Here is an 18,049-nt window from a genome sequence, read left to right on the forward strand (position 1 = left end):
CGGACTGTCCGGGTTGTTGTGTCGGTGTGTTTGCGTGGGGTCATGCCATCCGTTTGGAGATGGAGACGTGTTCGGGAAGGATCAGGCCGATGCCCAGGCTGGCGGCGAAGGTGGCGGCTTGGGCTGCGTAGCAGCGGCGCACTCGCAGGCGAGCCGCTGCCGACATCGCTCGCACCGACGCCTCGATGCCAGGCAGATCGCCGTCGAGTGAATCGGTGATGGTGATCAGGGCACCGAATCTGGTCAGGCCGGCGCCTCGGGCCTGTTCTTGGCGTGCGGCGCGGGTGTTGTCGACCCGGATCGACGCTGACGCCGAAGCGATCCCGCGTTCGGTCTGCTCGGCGGCCAGCGCGTCCTTGTAGTCGGAGTCGACGAGGTCTGCCGCTTCGGCTGCCGAGTGCAGCCGGTAGATGACCGCGACGCGTTTGCGTGGCACGTCGGGGCGCGGACGCAGAAGTTCCTCGAGACCGGTCTCCAACACGGCACCACGAGGCGGTGCGTCCATTTCCCAGGTGATCGACCGGGCACCGTCGTGCACGTAATGGTCCCAACGGTCGGCGTGGGCGACGGGCCCGACACTGTCCCATGATTGGGTTCGCAGGATCTCACGCCCGGCGGCCTCGATATCGCGTTGCGAGGCCACGTCGTAGCGTGACCGCACCAGGCCAAGGACCTCCCACCCTTCCAGTGGTGTCGCGGGAAGGCCGGCGCGTGCGAGTTGGGACAGCACTCCTTGCAGGCGTTGCCCGATCTCACGAGCTTGTTCGGCCGTGTCGCGCCGGATGCGGCCTTTGCCGATGGCGCGGTAGGTGATCGCGATCCTGGCTTCGATGCGGACTCCCAGACCACCGATATCGGTAGCGGCTTCACGCATCACCGTTTTCGCGAACTCGGGTGCTCCGGGGCGCACCAGTCGAGCGACTTCACGCCGTTGTTTGAGCCGGGTTTCGACGATGTTGTCCAGCACGGAGGTCACCGCCACGACTTCCCCGCCGCGCGACTGGGCAGCCAGGAATTGCCCGTAGTCCTCGACCCACGAGTCGATCTGGGCTTGATCGACCAGTTCTTTGCCGCGCGGCAGGACCCGCAGCACCACGCAGTAGTGATCGGTGCGGCGAATATGAATCAGCGCAAACCGTCGACCACCCGGGGTCTCATACTCCGATAACCGCGAGTCGGCCAGCAAGCCAGGTAATTTCGCGATCCCCGGAATCCGAGAGAATCGACCCGCCCGGTACTCCAGCTCACCGCGCATGCGTGCCCGAGCCAACTGCGCACGCAGAACGACGAATTCCCAGCCGGTCCGACCCTTGATCGTTATCACCAGCGGAGTGAACACGGCTGCGCTGCAACCGATAACTACACCGGTGAGGGCCAGTGAGCGGGTGAGCATGAAGGTCAGCATGATCACGATCACCAATCCGAGGCCCAGCATGCTCACCCCCCACGTCATCCCGAAGAATCCGGCCGAGCGGGGCTTCTCCCACCGCCCATACATGCGCGCGGACGTCATCGCCGCACCTCCTGGGGCCCTGGCACATCCACATCCCAACCGGACTCGGTGGCCTCACGAAACGTGTCCTCGACAGCCGAACCCGCTTGCTGCACGGCCTGTTTCACTCCCTGCGCCGCAATCACCGCCGCTCCGGCGGGACCTGCCGCGGCGGCACCCCCAGCCACGGTCGAACCGCCGGTTTGGCCAGCGGCTGGCCCCTGGCCTCCGGATACTCCGGTCGAGGCCCCACCAGTAGGCGACGCACCCGCTCCATCTCCGCCCCCGGACCCTCCCCCGCCTGCTGCCATCGGCCTACCGCCTCCACCGCCGGGCGGAGATGGGGGCGGTGGTCCGCCACCGCGACCACCTCCGGGTCCGCCACCGGCGTCGTTGTCTCCTTCGGAGACCTTGCGGGCGTTCGATCCCCCGCCACCGAGCGACCCCATCGCCATGCCGAACGCGCCGCCGGCCAGCGCAGCCGCCGCGCCTCCGCCGCCTCCCAAGGTCGCTACCGCGGGCGCGATCAGCCGCATCAGCGCGGGCAACACGATAGGTACCGACAGCAGCAGAAGCATGCCCAGCAGAACCAGCTGCGTGTCCTGCTGATCGCCGTTACCGCTGCCCGCGGCGGTGAAAGCGATGGCATAGACCAGCGCCCCTACCGGCTTCCACAGCACAAATGCCAACGCCCAGGACAACATTCGCTTGTATGCCTGCGAGCCCGGACCAGTTCCAGCGGCCGCGCCGGCCAACGGGATAGCCGCCACCACGAGGATCAGGACGGCTTGCCGGACGACCAACATCACCAGCTGTGCGAGCATGCTGATCAAACCCAGAAGACCGAGCAACAGCAGTACGGCAGAACCCAATCCGGTATCAGTGCGAAGGTCGTGGTCCACCAGCCGCGACACCGCACCATTGAGGTCGTTCCTGGTCGCGTCGAAGATCACCCAATTACTGAACGCATCACCTGCCTTGGTCCCCATGGTGATCAGGGCCGAGAACATCATCGACGCGAACACTGCGCGGGCGAAGATCAAGAAGCTCTCTTGAGCTTCACCGGCCACTCCGCCCCGCTTGGCCATCGCCAGTCGCGCGGCGGCGAAAAGGATTCCCGCAATCATCAACAAAACTTGCAGTCCGCTGGTGTAGTCGCGGATCGAAGTCAGTGCCGGTCCCGGTTCACCAGTGCTCGACGCCAGTTGCGGCGAAGGCAGATTGACCCACCAGGTCAGCGCCATTCGGATAAAAAGGGCCAGCGCATCGCCGAAGTTGTTGGCGATGTTGTCGAATACCGAGTTCGCCGCCGACCCTGCGGCCTTCTCTCCAAGGTTCTTCAGCTGGCATACTGCGCCGATTACGTTCGGCAGGTTGCACAGGATCTGACCGGGTGAATCATGCACCGGCCCGGTCTCGGCGGCGGGTGCCGCGAGGGTGACCGAGTGGTTCACGACGGCGTTCCTTTCCAGTTTCCGAACTCGGTGAGTGAGCTGATGGGAACCGCTGACTGCCAGAGGGATTCGATGTCATCAGGCACCCGAATTCGCCAGTCGCCGTCGCGCCACACCATGGGCCAGTTGGCATATACCCAGCCGGTGCTGGCTCGGACCGCGATTTGCACCACCGCGAAATCCGAGCGATAGCCCGGCAGAACACGTATGCCCTCGGGGACGACGAGATAGGTGGCCGCGTTCAGTGCTTCGAGGCGACTGTTGCCGATTCGGGCGGTCAAGGCGGCCCCGCCGCCGCGGAAGCGGAATCGAATGACGTTTTGCCACACACCATCTGGCGCAGCGAACGCGCGAGCAATTGCGTCGCAGGCCGAGAGGGCGGCACCTTGCGGCGTTTGGGCAAACCCTGACGCGACGCCGTCATCGATGGTGACAGGGCCATCGCTACCTGAAACCGGCAGCGCTGCGCCTCCCCACCCACGCTGCCATTGCAAGCGAGTGGGCGCGACCGTGAGATAGTCGCTTTGGCCTGGGTTTGGCCGCGACATCGGGTCCTGCGCGAGCGGCACGCCCGAGGGGTCGGTGGGCACCTCGAGTCGGTTTCCGAAAATGTCGGTTGTCGGCAGACCCGGGACGTTTGATGTCGTGACAGCGCTGCCTGCTGACGGCGCGACCACCTCGCCTGGAGGTGAGGAGGTGTGGCTGGCGGTGCTGCGGTGGCCGGTAGCGGCGAGAACAGTGACGGTGACGATTACGACGGCGATGCCGATCGGTAGCAGCGGCCCGAAGCGTTGGAGGTTCACGGTAGGCGCGTCCTGTATGTCATTGGAGCGACAGGGGAATGAGATTGGTTGGCAGATCCGTGACGGTCGCCACGGGCGACGATTGGGGCTGCGTGGGAAGTAGCAGCTTCCAGTCGTCGGCCTGCCAGATGACGGTGGCGCTGTTGCGGGTTATCGATCCGTCCGACTGGACGGTGTAGATAGCGACGTCAGCGCGATCTGGCGTGTAGTTCACGACGCGGTAGCCCGCGATCTTCGGCGCGTTGACGGCGATGGGGTCGGTCACGGAGATTTGGGATCGCGCTGTGGCCCAGGCGTCACGTCCGAGGCCCGGCGCCAGCATCTGCTGGCCGACAAGAACCCATTGGCTGTCGGTCGCTACCGACATTCGAACTGTCGCCTGGACGGCCGCGAGGGAAGCCCCGATCGGATTGCGATCGAATCCGCTTACCACCGCGCCTGACGCACTATGCGGCCCCTGATCGGCAACGGGCAGTGAAATACCCTGGAACAGAGTTGTTTTGAGATTGGTTGGCCACGATTCCAGATCAACGATCTCAGACGGGGGTTGAACGACACTGGTCGTCGTGGGCTGGCTGCAACCTGCCAGCAGGATGCACCATCCGAAGAGTCCCGCCCAAAGGGCGGCCCCAAATGTAAGCGTCGATCGTGGAGGGTTCACCCGAACTCCCTGTGGTGAGATCAATGTGTCGGGAAGAGCGCCGCGGCGATCCCGCTGGCCGAGCCGACCAGGACTGCGGCGAGCAGGGAGCCCGCCAGTCCTTCGGTCGCTTCGTCGCGATACACGCGGACTCCCAGCAAGCCGGCGAGGAAGATGGTGCGGGCGATGCACACCAACAGCACCATCCACGCGAGCCAGCCCAACATCGGATAGAGATACTGAGTGACTTGCGGGGGAAGAGATTTCGCGTTCACCACGCCCCGTCAACTCCTTGGGTTGCGGCTCCACTGATGGTTCGGTCGATCTCGTTTCGGTAGGCGATCTCGAGGGCATGCAGGATTGCCGGCGCAGCGTGGTCCGGCTCTGCATGCGGGAAGGAGTGCCCTGCGCCCGGCACGAGTTCGTAATCGGCCCAGATCTTGTCGGCCAGGCGTACCGACTGGGCCGGTGGCACGATTCGATCGCGCTCGCCGGCGATCACGAATGTTGGAATGCTCCGCAGAACTGCAGCAGCCTCGCTGTCGAGAGCAAAGCTTTTGTAGGCGGCCATTACATCGGCGATCACTCGCGGATCACCGCGGCGCGCACCGCACATCAGGTGCGCCCTGGATCCGAGACGTCGGCTCAGTGTCCGGAATCGCCGCTCCGCGACGGCAACCGTTGCCGCGACGACGCTGTCGAAGCGGGTGTGCCGGATCCGCTGCATCTGCGTCGGTAGATTGCGGTAACGGCTTGGCAGACTGGGGAATTCGGGAAACTCCGCAGCCCCGCCGAAGATAACCAGCGCGGACAGGGCCGCGGCCTGGGTGGGTCGGTGCTCGGCGTAGGCGGCGGCGACGAGTGAGCCCGCCGAATGGGTGACCAAGACGACTTCGCCGGTGGCGTGAGCGAGGACGGCGTCGAGGTCGTCGACCAGGTGGTGCAGGGTGGTGGCGGTGCGGCGGTCGGGTCGGCCCGAGTCGCCGTGGCCGCGCTGGTCGTAGGTGATCTGCATGATTTCGCCGCCCAGCAGGCTGTGCAGGCGTTCGTTCACCGGCGCCCAGTAGCTGCCGTCACACAGCAGCCCGTGAACGTAGACAACAGTCGCTGGCGCGCTCGGCGCACCCATCCGAGTGGCAGCAAGTCGCAAGTCGTCGAATGTCAAGACGGTGAGAGCGCAGGGATCGAATGCAGTCATAGGGGTTGGTCCTCATGAATCGGAATCGAGAAGAAGGCTGATCGGGTGTGAAGGTTTTGTGCGGCACAGACCAGACGAAGGCTCGCCAGCGAAAGACGCAGGCCACCAGTTTGTTTCGCGGGTCCTCGTCATTTGGCGCTGGTGATCTGAGTCATGATCGTTCCAGCGCTGGTGGCGATGATGCCGCCGACCAGGGCACCGAGAACGATCTTGGGAGCTTCCACTGCACCGCCATGCCAGCGCTCCCATGCGAATTTGCCGCCCGCGTAGATGAGCGCCGCGATTCCGGCCAGCATCACGAACCACGACAGCCAGTTGACGATCTTGATCAGACCATTGGCGCCGGGTGGCTGCTCTGGGGTGATCTGAACCTGCTGCGCGAGTATGACGACGGTATCGGCGAGCAATTGCGAACCCGTCATAGTCACGTTCCCGACGCTTTGGGCGAGATCTGCTGCCGGGACGCTGCGATCCGAGCCGTGATCGCGGTGCCCGCTCGGTGCACGTCCATCGGTACGGCTGTGCTCAGCGCAACTCGTCGAGGCGGTGGAGAGTCATTCGGCGCGAATTGCGCGAGGTCGTCGAGTTCGCAGACGATGAGTTCCTCGTGCCACTCGATCGACCAAATTGCGCCGTCAACCAGATCCTCGACGATGCGCCGGTAGCGGCGGACCGCAGCAGGAACTCTGCCAGGACGAGCGGCACTCACCACCAGGCCCACGACGGTGACCCCAGCTGGAGCCAATCCCCCGTGCCATTCGCGTAGTCGGTCCGCGGCCGCAGTCAGCCCCGGAATGCAGTCGCGCGCAGCGATGACCACGCGCTGGGTGGTGCGCGTCGACGCGGGCCACGCCATACCGGTATCGGCGGAGTGTGCCCACCAGCGTGTCAGCGTGGAGGTGCCGGCGCCGCCGTGCGCGCCGAGCACGGCGAACAATGGCGGGTACGGCCCCGTTGTGGGCAGTGGGGTCAGACGGGTCGGCGCCCGATGTTCGGGGGCAGGGGTGGTGATCGTTTCCGGATCCAGTCGGCCGGGTGCCACGCGGTCGGTGTCGTGTAGGCGAATAACATTGGCGTGCATGGGATTATCCCTGCTTTTGGATGTTGGAGATCAGCAGTCCGGTCCCGACGCGGCGGAGGTTGATCACCTGTAGGTAGTCGGTGCGGGTCCGGTCGAGGTGAAGTTCGACCAGGTGGACGTTGGCCGTGTTGTCGGTGATCGGTGTGATTGCCACGCAGTGCGTGGTTCCGGCAGGGATCGACGCGATGCCAGCGGTCAGCGGCTCGAGCGCGATCCCGGCGTCCGATGCCAGCAGCCGCATTGCGGCGTCGGGTGAACGCTGTTGGTAGTACGCGTATTCGAAGGCCGCGATGACTCCAGCGACGCTGGTTGTGTCCCCCGCTCCGTCGGTGATGGTGGTCGCGGACAGTCCGGCGCACGCCGCGCTGCGCAGCGGGGCTCGGGTCGTGGCTGACGCGACTGTCTGTGAAACCGCCACTGACTGCTGCGCATTGGAGCGCATCGCGAGGACTGCCGTGGTGATCACGACCGCTGCGACAGCTGTGGTCAGAACTGGTCCGATCCACCGGCAAGCCGATCTGTTCGGCCTTGCTCGCCCCGTCGCACCGGGGGTTCGGTGACGAGCGTCACGATCGAGCCGGCTCCATTCAGCCTCGCTGTCGGATCGTTGAGTCTCGGTGGTGGTGAGCAAGGGGAGGGGTGGTTGGTCGTCGAGCCAGCCCCACTCGTCGTCGACGCGGTTGGGAGTGTCGGTGGAATTGTCGTGGGGCATCGATTCACCTCCTGCAGGTCAGAAGAGTGGAGTAGGTGGGCCCTTCGGGGAGACGGCCCGCGAGGGACGGATCTGGTGTCTCTCTGGCGCAGAGACCGCCGTCCGCCCCGAAGGGGTCTAAGGAACCGGCGTGCCAGTTCGGGTCGGTGGGGTCGTCGACACGGTCGAAGAGCCGGAGAACGGGGCAGGTCCGGGCGACAGCGGTCCAGGTGAAGGAGTGGTCGCGCTAGTAGTCGGCCTTGGTAGCGAGGTAGCGGGGTTCGTCGCGGCGATATCGCGGGCTAGCGCTGTGAACCATGTGGCGGCAGCTGAGAGCGGAGCGGTGCCAGAAGAATCGGTGGAGGCACTGGTGCTGGTGTAGGAGTTGTGACGTCCGGTGGTGTCGCTGTACTGGGTATAGGTCGCCAAGTTGTACAGATCGCTGTTGTTGGTGACGGTGGAGGTGATGGCGGTGAACGCCTGGTTCACCCAACCCAATGCGGTCTGTGGAGGGATCAGCTCCGCGACGGCGCCGACGATCTTGGTACCCAGGGTTGCCAGGGCGGCGACCGGATCGGTCAGCCCTACGGTGGCCAGTTCGCTGACAGTTGTTGTGGTGAATACCTTCTGCGCGATCGACACCACGGTGTTGAGCCCGATCGTGCCCAGCCGGAACAGAACCGACAGCACGTCGCTGATTCCCGGCATCGGCGTGCTGGGGTCGGATGCTTCGGACAGCCGCTGCCCCAAGGTTTTCGTCGGCTGGTAGGACAGTTGGTCCAGGCTGGTGCCGGACAGATCTTCGGTGACCACACCGACCGTCGTTTTCCAGATCGTTGCGGCCAGCGCTTGCGCGATCGTGGAGATCGCCGCAATGGGATCTTTCGTATCCGACTGTGCTGCAATATTTTTCACGATCTTCGTCAACGGCGTATCTGTCGAGGAGTCGCACGTGAGATCGCCTGGTGTGCAGAAGTCGGCGACCCGGCCGGCCAGTGCGCCGTAATCGACTGCAGTGCTGCTATCGATGCCCGATCCCCCGCTGCCGGTGTTGGTCAGCGCGATCTTGGAGACAGCGGCACCCGATGTACCGGGTGCGGCAGTGGGCGTGGACTGCCCCGGACGGCCAGGGAGCACGGATTGGTCGCCGCGGGTGGGATCAGCGAACAGAGCGATCCCGGCCACCTTGTCCGCGTCCACGGTGCCCGTGCCGGTGCCGACGGTGTGCGCGAAGGCCGAGACTACCGCGGCACCTTGCCCGTACCCGGCGGCGGCCACGCGTGTGGCTGGGCATCGCGCGATGACTTCTGCGGCATCCTTGTCGAGAAGTTGTGTCGCATCAGCCACGGCCTGCGGGTAGGCGATTTCGGTACCGTTGTCGGCGAAGCCGTATCGGATGTACGCGCGCTGCACGGTGTCTCCGGCCTGGGCCAGTAGCGGAGTGAAGAACTGCCCGAGTGCTCCGGTGTCGGTGGTGGGCGCAGCATCGGCGGGGCCTTCGTCGGTTCCTTGGACGCCGAATACGTACAAGGCCGGGCAGTCGCCGTTCAGTGGCACGTCGGCTTGCGATGTCGTCATCTCACCGCGGGTCCCACACAGCGCCGCCAGCAGGAATGCGACTGCGGTTGTAGCCACACTCCGACACGGAGTCGGCAAGAGGCGCGTCTTGTGCGGCATGGCAATTCACCTCGGTTCTTGGTCTATCGGCGGGTTGCTGGGCGGCTCTCGGTGTCAGCGAAGATCGGTCGACGATCAGTCGGGTGGATTGGCGTGTCGACTCGGCGCAGGGCGCCCCAGGAATCCGCTGAGATGTGCGATCACCTCGGTCGTGCTGTCGGTGGCTGCGCGGAAGTGGTTGGTGTCGTATTCGCGCCAGGTGATGTCCACGCCGCGCCTGCGGTATTCGGTGAACAGTCCAATGCCCGATTCGACCGGGACCACCCGATCGTGGGTGCCGTGATAGAGGTGAACCGGCACCGAGGGCGCCGCGGCGTGGGCTCGGCTTTCGCGTGTCAGGACGTAGCGCCAGATGGCGTCGTTCCAGGGATCCGCACGCTGACACCAGCGTTCCAATGGCTGTCGATACTGTTCGAGAAGCTGTGCTGCGCTGAGGTTTTCAGCGTGCCGTACAACATGGAGGCCCTCTTCTGTAAGCACATGGCGCAGCGGCAGATGGTGATAGGCCCGCGAGAGCCCGATCAGCCCGGCCAATGTGAGCGCCGACCACGGACCACGGTGCGCGGATCGGACCAGCGCGCCCGGATCGGTCACCACGGCACCGGCTGCGATTCCGCGCAGGTCGAGCTCCGGCGCGTACTCCTGGTGCAGTTCTGCTGCCCACACCGCACCACGCCCACCATCGGCATAACCCCATAAGACGATCGATGCTTGTCCCGGATTCAATTGCGCCACTTCTGGTATCGCCTGCGATGCGCGTGCCAGATCGAGAGTCACCTGAGCGGCTGCGCGGGCGGCAAGGAAGGTGTGCGGTCCGAGCCCGGTCATGCCGAGGTTCTCGCCATCGGGGACGGCCACCGTCCACCCGCGATCCAGAGCTGCCTGAATTTGGTCGAGGGGTTCCTCCCCGGTCAACAATTGTTGCGACGGCGCGCACTCGCCGCCGAGTCCGTGGAAGCTGGGGCAATACACCACCAGCGGCTGCGAAGTCGACGAGGCGGCCGTGCCCGCCGCGATCACAGTCCCCGAGACCGGGATGGGCTCACCGCGAGAGTCGCTGGACACGTAGACGATTCGCCAGGCGTTCGTCGCACCGGGCAGGTTTCGAATGGTAGTCCTCTCGGTCCGTACGAGCTCACCCGGGCGTCGATCGCCCGCCACTACCAGCGGTGCATAGAACTCGGTCATGACCGGCTCCCCGCGATGTCGCGGGCGAGAGCAATGAACCAGGCGATGCCCGAGGTCATCTGGCCGGTCACGGCGTAACCGTTGTGACGAGAGACAGTGTCGCCGAATCGAATCCACACAGCCGGGTTCACCAGGTCGCTGCTATCAGCTATCAACTGCCCCCAGGCCGCTGATAGCTGAGCTGCCAGCTTCGGCAAGACGGCAGCCGGGTCCACCGTGACAGCCGTCGTGATCTCACGCCAGCGCCCGGCAGCTGCTGCGACATCGTCGGATGATGGGCGGGGAACGCGTGGGTCGGCCGCGTCGATCAGCCGTTGGGACAAACTCTCGGCCGGCAGGTAGTCGACGTCATCGGGCTGGACACGAAAGTCGTTGAGTACAAATTCTGTCCAGGCATCTCCAAGGGCTGCCGAGAGCAGAGAGTGAATCGACCCGACTGCTGCGATCGGATCGCGAAGGTCGGCCTGGGCGGCGAGTTCGGCACCGGCATGAAGTACGGCCGCGTTATCCGGTGCCGAGCACGCCAAGTCACCGTCGACGCAGATGTCAGCGACACGGCCTGTCAGCGCGCCATAGGTCGCGTCATCAGCGGCAATCCCCCCACCGACAGAGGCGGAACTGGTGACTTGGACTCCAGACACTGCCGCACCGCTGCTGCCAGGGGCAGGGTCCGGAACCGATTGCCCTGGTCGCCCAGGGAACACGGGAGCGCCGGAAGGGCGAGTCGGGTTGGAGTACAGCGCGATTCCAGCGATCCGCTCCGCCGGGACAGGACCATTGCCTGAACCGACCGATCGCGCAAACTCTGCGACAGCCTGCGCGCCTTGTGAATACCCGACCGCTGCCAGCAGCGTATCCGGGCACGTCGCCACGACCTGGACTGCGGCACTATCAAGCCCAGCCAGCGCATCGTTGACCGAAGTCACGTAGGGGTCCACGCCGCCGCCGGGCACCGCACCACCGAAAGCCGCGTCGTACGGAATGTAACTGCGCTGCACCAGCGTTGGAACCGTCGCAATCACCGGCCTGAGTAACGCACCGATCACTCCACTGTCCGCGGTCGGATCCGCGGTTGGCGACGATTGGCCTGTCCCCTGGATGCCGAGCATGTACAGGGCCGGGCAACCAGGTCCTATCGGGACTGCCTGCACCACTGCGGTTTCCGATCCACCGACCAGCACGGCGCCACACACCAAGGTCATTGCTGCGCCGCCTGCCATGCGCAATGCGCGTTTGCTCATGGCTGCCCCACTCCGACTCCGGCCCCGAATCCCGCTCCGACGCTGCCGCCGGCGATCGCCGCGACCACGGCCACAGGGATGCCCGCCACGGCGGCACCGACTGCGGCACCCGCCGCCGCTCCGATCGCGGTCCCGAAAACACCGGAAGTGACCGTTCCCACGACGGGAACCGGCACGAGGGTTCCGACTGCGGCACCAGCGATTCCGCCGACTGTGCCACCGACCAGGCCACCCACGACCGCGCCGATCGCGGCAACTGGGCCTCCGGCAATGACCGCCCCTGCCGCACCCCCGATGCCCGCACCGGCCAGTGTTGCGCCGCTGACCCGGTCGGAGCGTCCGGCAGGCACTCCGATGGAGTCCAAAGCTGTCGCGACTTGCGCCTCGGCATCAGCGGCTGTCGTGTTGATCCAGTCCCGCACGTCTGTGGGCATCCAGTCGGGCGAAGGGGTCTGCCACTCACCGACACGAATTGTGTTGTCCGGCGGCTGAATAGGCGCTACCGGCGGTACCGGCTCCGGCAGGTGCAGATCCTGCAGATCAACCTGCGGCGCAGGGTCCGAGGACGGCTGAGGCCTCGGCGACGGACCATTGCGCACCTCTGGAGGTTGCTCAGGATATTGCTGGGCGCCCTGGTCGGGCTGGGCCTGCTGGTCACTGGATGGTGCGGGTGGGGCGGCCGGGGCCACCGTCCCGGGCTGCGAAGGACTGGTGACACCGGGTTGATCAGAGATTTGTTCGGGCGCGGCGCCGACGGCGTGGCTGGACCCAGTCAGCATTATCGAGACCGGTACGACGCCTGCGATAACGATGTGCCCGCAGCGGACGATGATCGGCCTCGCCGACGTAGACACCGCACGGATGCGCTCCCCACGGGCTCGGCGCATCCTTGACCACCGATCGCACGCGTCGTGATTCTCGGGAATTTGCATTCCGAATAGACCCTTCATCAGGAGAAGACATGACTTCGCGCCAAATCGCGCATTGCTCGAAATCCCTCATGCCGGGCATCCTGGCTGCAGCTTTGCAGCCAGGACCGCCGTCAGGCAGAGTCGGGAATTACAGGAACGACGCCACGATCGAAACGAGCTGAGTCAAGAGGCTCAGACCATTCGACGCGATCGACGAGCCGAGATTCAGATAGGACAGAATAGACATCGGATCCACAAGGTTCCCTTTCTCAACGGTTGCACTTGCAACCTCATCAAAACCTCGAAAACAGCGTCGCGCCACACCTGAAGGTGGTAAGGGATTTACCAAATAACATTCTTACCATCGAGCTCGCGACCAATACGCAGGCAATGTTGATCCAACTGGTAAGGAAATTATTCGTTCGACGCAACGGATGGATCGGGCACGGTTAGACGACCTCCAACACTGCTGCCACAATCGCAAACGTCCCGCAATCCAGATGGCGAAATCCTCGTTGCCGGGACCATCCCGCCCTGGTAGGAACGGTCCCGACTCAAGGGGGAGTTGAGCCATTCAAAACGCAGTTCGCCTTGCGATGAACCACGACCGCAGAACGGGGGGAGAGGACATGAGTCCAGCTCCTGGAAGAAATCTCCGCCGGCAACCGCCTACCACACACGACAAGAAGCCAGTCGACATCCAGATGCCCAGCCTGGGCGCCTGGCTACAACGGGTCAGGGAAGACCGCCACCTCACCCGAGAGGAAGCGGCAGAACTCACCCACATCAGCAAGGACTACATCGCCAAGATCGATCGCGGGTACATCCCCGGACGAGACATGATTCATCGATTGATCGCCGGCTACGGCATGAACGCCATGCAGGCTCGCCACACCCTCGAGCTCTGGCAGCCTCCAGCTACGCTCCCCTCAGTAGGTGAGCTCCGCGACCGAGTCAACACGCCAAGTAGGATCAAGACGCTCGACCAGCTGGATAGAACAGGTGTGATCTGCGTTTACACAGATCCGCTATGGAATGTCCTGTCCGCCAACGAATCATTCCGTCGCGCCCTGCCGGGTGTCGATCAGGCGAATAGCAACGTCGCCCAGTGGTTCTTCGGCACCCACAAGAATGCCCGCCCGGCGATGAACGTGACACTCCAATGGGAGCAGGAGGCTCTCTTCCACGTCGCGATGCTCCGCGGCGCCTTCGGCCGCTACCGCACCAACCCCCGTGTCAAAGCTTTCTTCGACTACCTCAAACGCGATCGCGACTTCCGTCGTATCTGGAGCAGCAGTATCCGTGTCGACTACGCGCGCCATCCCAACGAACTGGCCCACCTGCGCGACCCCGACACAGGCGATCCGTACTCCATCAGTATCGATATCGCCGAGGTCTCAGACACCCGCGATATCCGCGTCTGCTATGCGTACAGGCAAAACGTCACCGACCCGCTTTAGCCCATCCCGCGATAGCGCCCGATGCACACCAGACATTAATGTGCCGAGCGCCACAAGGGCTACCCCGGGCTCGGGGGCTGCCGGACTTTTATGCCGCTAGCAAAACCTCGCGATAACAAACTTCGCAAGGGCGATTCGCACCCGAACTCGGGTAACCGTCGCTTGGGTGCGACTTGATCAGCCTGCGGTGGATCCCCACCCCAATCGCAGGCGATTCCCAGTACGCTATCAACCGGCTGAGACAATTGTGTCGGGATTTTGCCGACCGGCACGTCGGTCGTGACCACTATTGCCGACGTGCTGGTCGACCCGGTGCAGCGCCGCCGAGGGGCAGACCCGATACCGGAACTGCCCACGGAACCCCGCGCCGAATTGCTGACCAGCACAACCGAGGACGAGATCGTGCACCCCAACCGGTTCGTCCTCGGTCGCGGGCGTCTCGTCCCGACCTTCCGGTACGAGCCACAACAGGACGATCCCCGGCCATCGTCTCCCGTGGTGACAATGCGACCCAGCGCGACCTTGTCAAGCGATCGACGATTCGACGAGAACCGTTGCACACCACCAAGCACCGTCTGACACGCGGAGCGACCCGGCCCGTTGGAACCCCCGTTCGCTGTCGCGTCACATACCCAATCGAGCCCCAGGACCGAAGTACATCAGCCTGGGGCTCGCTCGGGGGTAATCGCCCATGTTGATCGCTCAGCATGTTTGACGGCCAGACACTACATGCGCCACCCCGGTCGTGGCGCCAGCAGTGATCTGCGACACGCATACCGTTCAGTGTCGATTGGCGGCTGCCGGCGTACACCCCGCAGGCATGGCCACATGGGCGATGCATCCCATCGAGCGAAGGAATCCGTCACGCCCGCGGATTGAGGCCTGCGGGAGGGATTTTGGCCAGGAAGCCCGCCAGCGCTCGCAACAGGTTCCCGTCGCATAGCTGAGTCACCCAGAGCCTGCGGTCAGATCGCTGTGGGACTGGACAATGCCGATCCCGAATCGAAGGGCGATTTCGGACGATCAATCAGCGCAGCCTTCTGAGGTTCCTGAAGCTGGAAGAGAAGAACCTACAACCAACTTCAACATGCACAACACAGTTCAGCATACGGCTGGCGCATCAAGTCCTCAGCTCTGTTGCATAAACCCATGACAATCAAGCCTGGTACGCCCAACATCTATTCCACCGGCGGTCGTCGCAGGCTCGGGTTTCGCGCATACGAGCGTCACCAAGAAGGCGGAGGACAGACCAACGCCGCCAGAATGTGTCCGTGGCACAGCAAATGCAATGCATGGCAAGTGATCCCATGGCCAGGCTTGCCCTTTCCCGACACCGCCACCGCTGGGCGTTCGTGCGCAGGCCGTGAACCCCATTGCCATCAATGGCTATCTTTTAGCGAACCGAATCCTCTTGCAATGCAAGGCGAAAACAAGAATCTTGGAGGGCGCTCCGGTCAACAGCTAGGCCGTAGCAACACCAAAGCGCCCAGCAGGCGAGTACGGGATGTCTAGCCGCGGTGAGACGCCGATCGGCGACAGACGTGAGCACCGCCTGGTCGTGGACAGCGACAGGCGTGAGCCACCGGATCTTCGCAGGCTCAGCCGCGCCGTCATCGCGCTGGCGAAGGAATCCGAATCAGCTGAGGAGGAACAGTGAAAGCTGCCGTGACCGCCGATCCGGCCGTCGCGTACCTGCGAGTCTCGGACAAGAAACAGTTGAACACCGCCATCGACATCGACCCGGACGGCAATTCGATTGCGACCCAACGCAGCGTCGTCGAACAGCGTGCCGACAACCTTCCTACCCGGATCGTCAAGGAGTTCGTCGAGCCAGGAGTATCGGCCAAGTCCGTCGAGAACCGGCCCGTGTTCCAAGAGATGCTGGCCTACCTTAACGAGCACCCCGAGATCAAGTACGTCATCGTCTATGCCCGGTCCCGCGCCTTCCGCAACTACATCGACGCCGCGGTCACCAAGCGCCAGCTCGACAAGATGGGCGTGAAGCTGATCTCGGCTCGGGAAGACTTCGGCGAAGGTATCTACGCCGACATGATGGCCGCCATCACTGACATCTTCAACGACACCCAGAACAGGCTGTCCGGCCAGGACATCAGCATCAAAATGCTGAACAAGGCCATGAGCGGCGGCACCTGCAGCCGAGCCAAACTCGGATACGTCAACACCCGCATACTGTTCGAAGGCCGCCAGGTCAACACCATCAAGATCGACGAAGACCGTGCACCGCTCGTCGTGCAGGCCTGGGAACTCTACGCAACCGGCGAGCACGGCCTCGACGATCTCGAAGCGGCGATGGCCGACCTGGGGCTGACTTCTCCTCCGACCAGCCGCTACCCGGCACAACGACCAGTATCGGCCTCAACCCTGCACAACATGCTGCGCGACCCGTACTACGTCGGCTACGTCACGTGGAAGGGCCAGATCTATCCCGGGCGCCACGAACCGCTGATCAGCCATGAACTGTTCGACCGCGTTCAGGATGTGCTCCGCCAGCGCAGCGCCAATGGGAACCGCGACCGGGTTCACAACCACTACCTCAAAGGGTTCCTGTTCTGCACTCGCTGCCGCGACCAGGGGCATACCTCACGGCTGGTGTTCAACCAGTCGACCAGCCGCAACGGCAGCAAGTACACATACTTCAAGTGCCGCAGAAGCAAAGAGGGGTTATGCGATCTCCCCTACCTCCCAGTCGAAATGGTCGAAGAGGCCGTGGCCGAGCACTATCGCACACTGCAGCTCTCGACATCCTTCGCCACCGAGACCCGAAGGCTCCTCGAAGAAGTCGTCGCCGATGAACACACCACCGTCCGTGACCGGCACGCCAGCCTCAACCGTCAACTGAAACAGCTCGACGCCAAGGAAAACCGCCTGATCGACCTGCTCGCCGACGGCTCGATGCCCCAAGCAAAAGTCCGCATGAAGCTGATCGACATCAAGACCCAACGCAAACGGCTCGAAGCCGGGCTCACGAACACCTCTGAAGAGCTCACCATCGGCGCTGGAGTGCTCCGGCACGCCTTGGACCTCGTTGCCGACCCTTACGTCCTCTACCGCGACGCCAGCACCGACGTCCGCCGCCTGCTCAACGAAACCTTCTACCAACGCTTCTACATCGACGATCATCAGGACACCATCGAACCGACGATCAGCGACGAGAAAACCGACCTGTTCGCCGCCCTCCATCAAGCCGGCCACGCCTGCACCAGCCCCTCACCGCACAGAAAGCAGAAAGGGGCTTACTCGAACCAGCGAGCGGACGCTGGTTGGAATAAGCCCCTTATGGTGGTTCTAGCTGGGATCGAACCAGCGACCCCTCGCGTGTGAAGCGAGTGCTCTCCCGCTGAGCTATAGAACCGTAGCTCGTCGCTCGAGGCGACTGCCCGGGTCGGGGTCTCCCCCGCTCCGGCTGAGAGAACATTAGCGCGTCCACCCACTGTCATGCCAAATCGGGTGCACCATCGCTCGCTGCGGCGCATGGTAGCCGACTCGGGCGGTGTCGGCCAGGGCATCGAATTCTGCTGCGGTGAAGGCGATTTCAGCGGCAGCGACGTTGCCTTCGACATGGGCGACCATGGCCGGATCCGCAGGAGCGAGCCGGCGCTACGGCGAATCGAACAGCTCGGCCACCGCGGCCACCGTGACAGCCCGGGTCAGCCAATCCGACAGCCGCTCCAGATCAGCGCATGCCAGAATCCGCTCACGAGCGGCTCCGTCGACCTCGATCCCCCGAGCGGCCAGAACCGTGAGAATCGCCGAAGCCTCCCCCTCGGCCCGGCCTTCGGCCACGCCCTCGGCCTTGCCTTCCGCTCGACCTTCCGCCACGCCTTCGGCGTGTCCGATCGCCTGGTGGCGCCGAGCGAATTCGCTCTCCCACTGGTAGTTCTCGACCGAAATCGACATGATGGCCTCCAGCTCGATGCGGGCTGCCTCGGGCAGTCGCGCGCTGATGTAGTCATAGTAGATCAGGCCCCTCTCGGGCCCGAAGGTCTCGAGCGCCCGCAGCACCATCTCGAGTACTGGGCGCCGCGACTCGTCTTCCACATGACCGGGAGCCGACAGCAGCACCAGCTCGGGCCATTCTCGCGCTTGGTCCGGGTCGGTGACCGGTCCCAACCGCCCCGGCCAGTACGTGATCGGCGTGAAGACGAAACCCGGATGACCGGTCTGGATCGGTTGTCCGACAGCCGCCGCGACT

At 64.2% G+C, this 18,049-nt stretch carries 17 protein-coding genes and 1 tRNA gene; 2 read left to right on the forward strand and 16 right to left on the reverse strand.

Features of this window, described 5'->3' with window-relative positions; translation table 11 throughout:
• Positions 1-40 precede the first annotated feature (40 nt).
• From ABZV44_RS16090 to ABZV44_RS16150, 13 genes are all read right to left on the reverse strand, one after another.
• Positions 41-1,513: an SCO6880 family protein gene (locus tag ABZV44_RS16090; protein WP_354836623.1), complete on the reverse strand. Its 1,473-nt coding sequence runs from the start codon at positions 1,511-1,513 to the stop codon at positions 41-43.
• Positions 1,510-2,946, reverse strand: a complete 1,437-nt coding sequence (locus ABZV44_RS16095) for a hypothetical protein (protein ID WP_354836625.1) — start codon at positions 2,944-2,946, stop codon at positions 1,510-1,512. Before ABZV44_RS16095 ends, ABZV44_RS16090 begins: the two co-directional genes overlap by 4 nt.
• A complete protein-coding gene (locus tag ABZV44_RS16100; RefSeq protein ID WP_354836627.1) occupies positions 2,943-3,749 on the reverse strand; it encodes a hypothetical protein in 807 nt (268 codons plus the stop codon). The genes ABZV44_RS16095 and ABZV44_RS16100 overlap by 4 nt, the downstream gene beginning before the upstream one ends.
• A gap of 19 nt (positions 3,750-3,768) precedes the next feature.
• Positions 3,769-4,410, reverse strand: a complete 642-nt coding sequence (locus ABZV44_RS16105; RefSeq protein ID WP_354836629.1) for a hypothetical protein — start codon at positions 4,408-4,410, stop codon at positions 3,769-3,771.
• 20 nt (positions 4,411-4,430) lie between these two features.
• Positions 4,431-4,667 (reverse strand): hypothetical protein, encoded by a 237-nt coding sequence (locus tag ABZV44_RS16110; RefSeq protein WP_354836631.1) that lies wholly within the window; start codon positions 4,665-4,667, stop codon positions 4,431-4,433.
• Positions 4,661-5,587, reverse strand: coding sequence for an alpha/beta hydrolase (locus ABZV44_RS16115; RefSeq protein WP_354836633.1), 927 nt, complete (start codon positions 5,585-5,587; stop codon positions 4,661-4,663). The genes ABZV44_RS16110 and ABZV44_RS16115 overlap by 7 nt, the downstream gene beginning before the upstream one ends.
• 128 nt (positions 5,588-5,715) lie before the next feature.
• Positions 5,716-6,009, reverse strand: a complete 294-nt coding sequence (locus ABZV44_RS16120) for a hypothetical protein (protein ID WP_354836635.1) — start codon at positions 6,007-6,009, stop codon at positions 5,716-5,718.
• Between the two features lie 2 nt (positions 6,010-6,011).
• Positions 6,012-6,668, reverse strand: a complete 657-nt coding sequence (locus ABZV44_RS16125) for a hypothetical protein (RefSeq protein ID WP_354836637.1) — start codon at positions 6,666-6,668, stop codon at positions 6,012-6,014.
• 4 nt (positions 6,669-6,672) lie between these two features.
• Positions 6,673-7,299: a hypothetical protein gene (locus tag ABZV44_RS16130; RefSeq protein ID WP_354836639.1), complete on the reverse strand. Its 627-nt coding sequence runs from the start codon at positions 7,297-7,299 to the stop codon at positions 6,673-6,675.
• A gap of 198 nt (positions 7,300-7,497) precedes the next feature.
• Positions 7,498-9,036 carry a cutinase family protein gene (locus tag ABZV44_RS16135; RefSeq protein WP_354836641.1) on the reverse strand — a complete coding sequence of 513 codons (1,539 nt, stop codon included), beginning with the start codon at positions 9,034-9,036 and terminating at the stop codon, positions 7,498-7,500.
• Between the two features lie 75 nt (positions 9,037-9,111).
• Positions 9,112-10,056, reverse strand: coding sequence for a lipase family protein (locus ABZV44_RS16140; protein WP_354836643.1), 945 nt, complete (start codon positions 10,054-10,056; stop codon positions 9,112-9,114).
• A 164-nt stretch (positions 10,057-10,220) separates the two neighbouring features.
• The gene (locus tag ABZV44_RS16145) at positions 10,221-11,465 is read right to left on the reverse strand and encodes a cutinase family protein (RefSeq protein WP_354836645.1); all 1,245 of its coding nucleotides are present in this window, start codon (positions 11,463-11,465) and stop codon (positions 10,221-10,223) included.
• On the reverse strand, positions 11,462-11,899 hold the full coding sequence (locus ABZV44_RS16150; RefSeq protein ID WP_354836647.1) for a hypothetical protein: 438 nt from the start codon (positions 11,897-11,899) through the stop codon (positions 11,462-11,464). Before ABZV44_RS16150 ends, ABZV44_RS16145 begins: the two co-directional genes overlap by 4 nt.
• Positions 11,900-13,080: 1,181 nt before the next feature.
• Here ABZV44_RS16150 and ABZV44_RS16155 point away from each other — a divergent pair.
• Complete coding sequence (locus ABZV44_RS16155; RefSeq protein ID WP_354836649.1) at positions 13,081-13,836, forward strand: helix-turn-helix domain-containing protein; 756 nt, start codon at positions 13,081-13,083, stop codon at positions 13,834-13,836.
• A 1,665-nt stretch (positions 13,837-15,501) separates the two neighbouring features.
• Entirely contained in the window at positions 15,502-17,178 is a 1,677-nt protein-coding gene (locus ABZV44_RS16160) for a recombinase family protein (RefSeq protein ID WP_354837064.1), read from the forward strand.
• On the opposite strand, the gene ABZV44_RS16165 is transcribed toward ABZV44_RS16160, so the two are convergent.
• From ABZV44_RS16165 to ABZV44_RS16175, 3 genes are all read right to left on the reverse strand, one after another.
• A tRNA-Val gene (locus ABZV44_RS16165) sits at positions 17,135-17,209 on the reverse strand. The genes ABZV44_RS16160 and ABZV44_RS16165 overlap by 44 nt on opposite strands.
• A 62-nt stretch (positions 17,210-17,271) precedes the next feature.
• Positions 17,272-17,427 (reverse strand): hypothetical protein, encoded by a 156-nt coding sequence (locus tag ABZV44_RS16170; RefSeq protein WP_354836651.1) that lies wholly within the window; start codon positions 17,425-17,427, stop codon positions 17,272-17,274.
• Positions 17,428-17,454: 27 nt separating this feature from the next.
• Positions 17,455-17,919, reverse strand: coding sequence for a hypothetical protein (locus ABZV44_RS16175; protein ID WP_354836653.1), 465 nt, complete (start codon positions 17,917-17,919; stop codon positions 17,455-17,457).
• Between the last annotated feature and the right edge of the window lie 130 nt (positions 17,920-18,049).

The sequence above is a fragment of the Nocardia sp. NPDC004860 genome (genome assembly GCF_040609015.1).
Classification (GTDB): Bacteria; Actinomycetota; Actinomycetes; order Mycobacteriales; family Mycobacteriaceae; genus Nocardia.

Excerpts from the sequence above, each read along its gene's own strand:
- ABZV44_RS16090 (WP_354836623.1), bottom strand. The coding sequence starts at position 1,513 with ATGACGTCCGCGCGCATGTATGGGCGGTGGGAGAAGCCCCGCTCGGCC.
- ABZV44_RS16115 (WP_354836633.1), bottom strand. The coding sequence starts at position 5,587 with ATGACTGCATTCGATCCCTGCGCTCTCACCGTCTTGACATTCGACGAC.
- ABZV44_RS16120 (WP_354836635.1), bottom strand. The coding sequence starts at position 6,009 with ATGACGGGTTCGCAATTGCTCGCCGATACCGTCGTCATACTCGCGCAG.
- ABZV44_RS16125 (WP_354836637.1), bottom strand. The coding sequence starts at position 6,668 with ATGCACGCCAATGTTATTCGCCTACACGACACCGACCGCGTGGCACCC.
- ABZV44_RS16135 (WP_354836641.1), bottom strand. The coding sequence starts at position 9,036 with ATGCCGCACAAGACGCGCCTCTTGCCGACTCCGTGTCGGAGTGTGGCT.
- ABZV44_RS16145 (WP_354836645.1), bottom strand. The coding sequence starts at position 11,465 with ATGAGCAAACGCGCATTGCGCATGGCAGGCGGCGCAGCAATGACCTTG.
- ABZV44_RS16150 (WP_354836647.1), bottom strand. The coding sequence starts at position 11,899 with ATGCCCACAGACGTGCGGGACTGGATCAACACGACAGCCGCTGATGCC.
- ABZV44_RS16155 (WP_354836649.1), top strand. The coding sequence starts at position 13,081 with ATGCCCAGCCTGGGCGCCTGGCTACAACGGGTCAGGGAAGACCGCCAC.
- ABZV44_RS16170 (WP_354836651.1), bottom strand. The coding sequence starts at position 17,427 with ATGGTCGCCCATGTCGAAGGCAACGTCGCTGCCGCTGAAATCGCCTTC.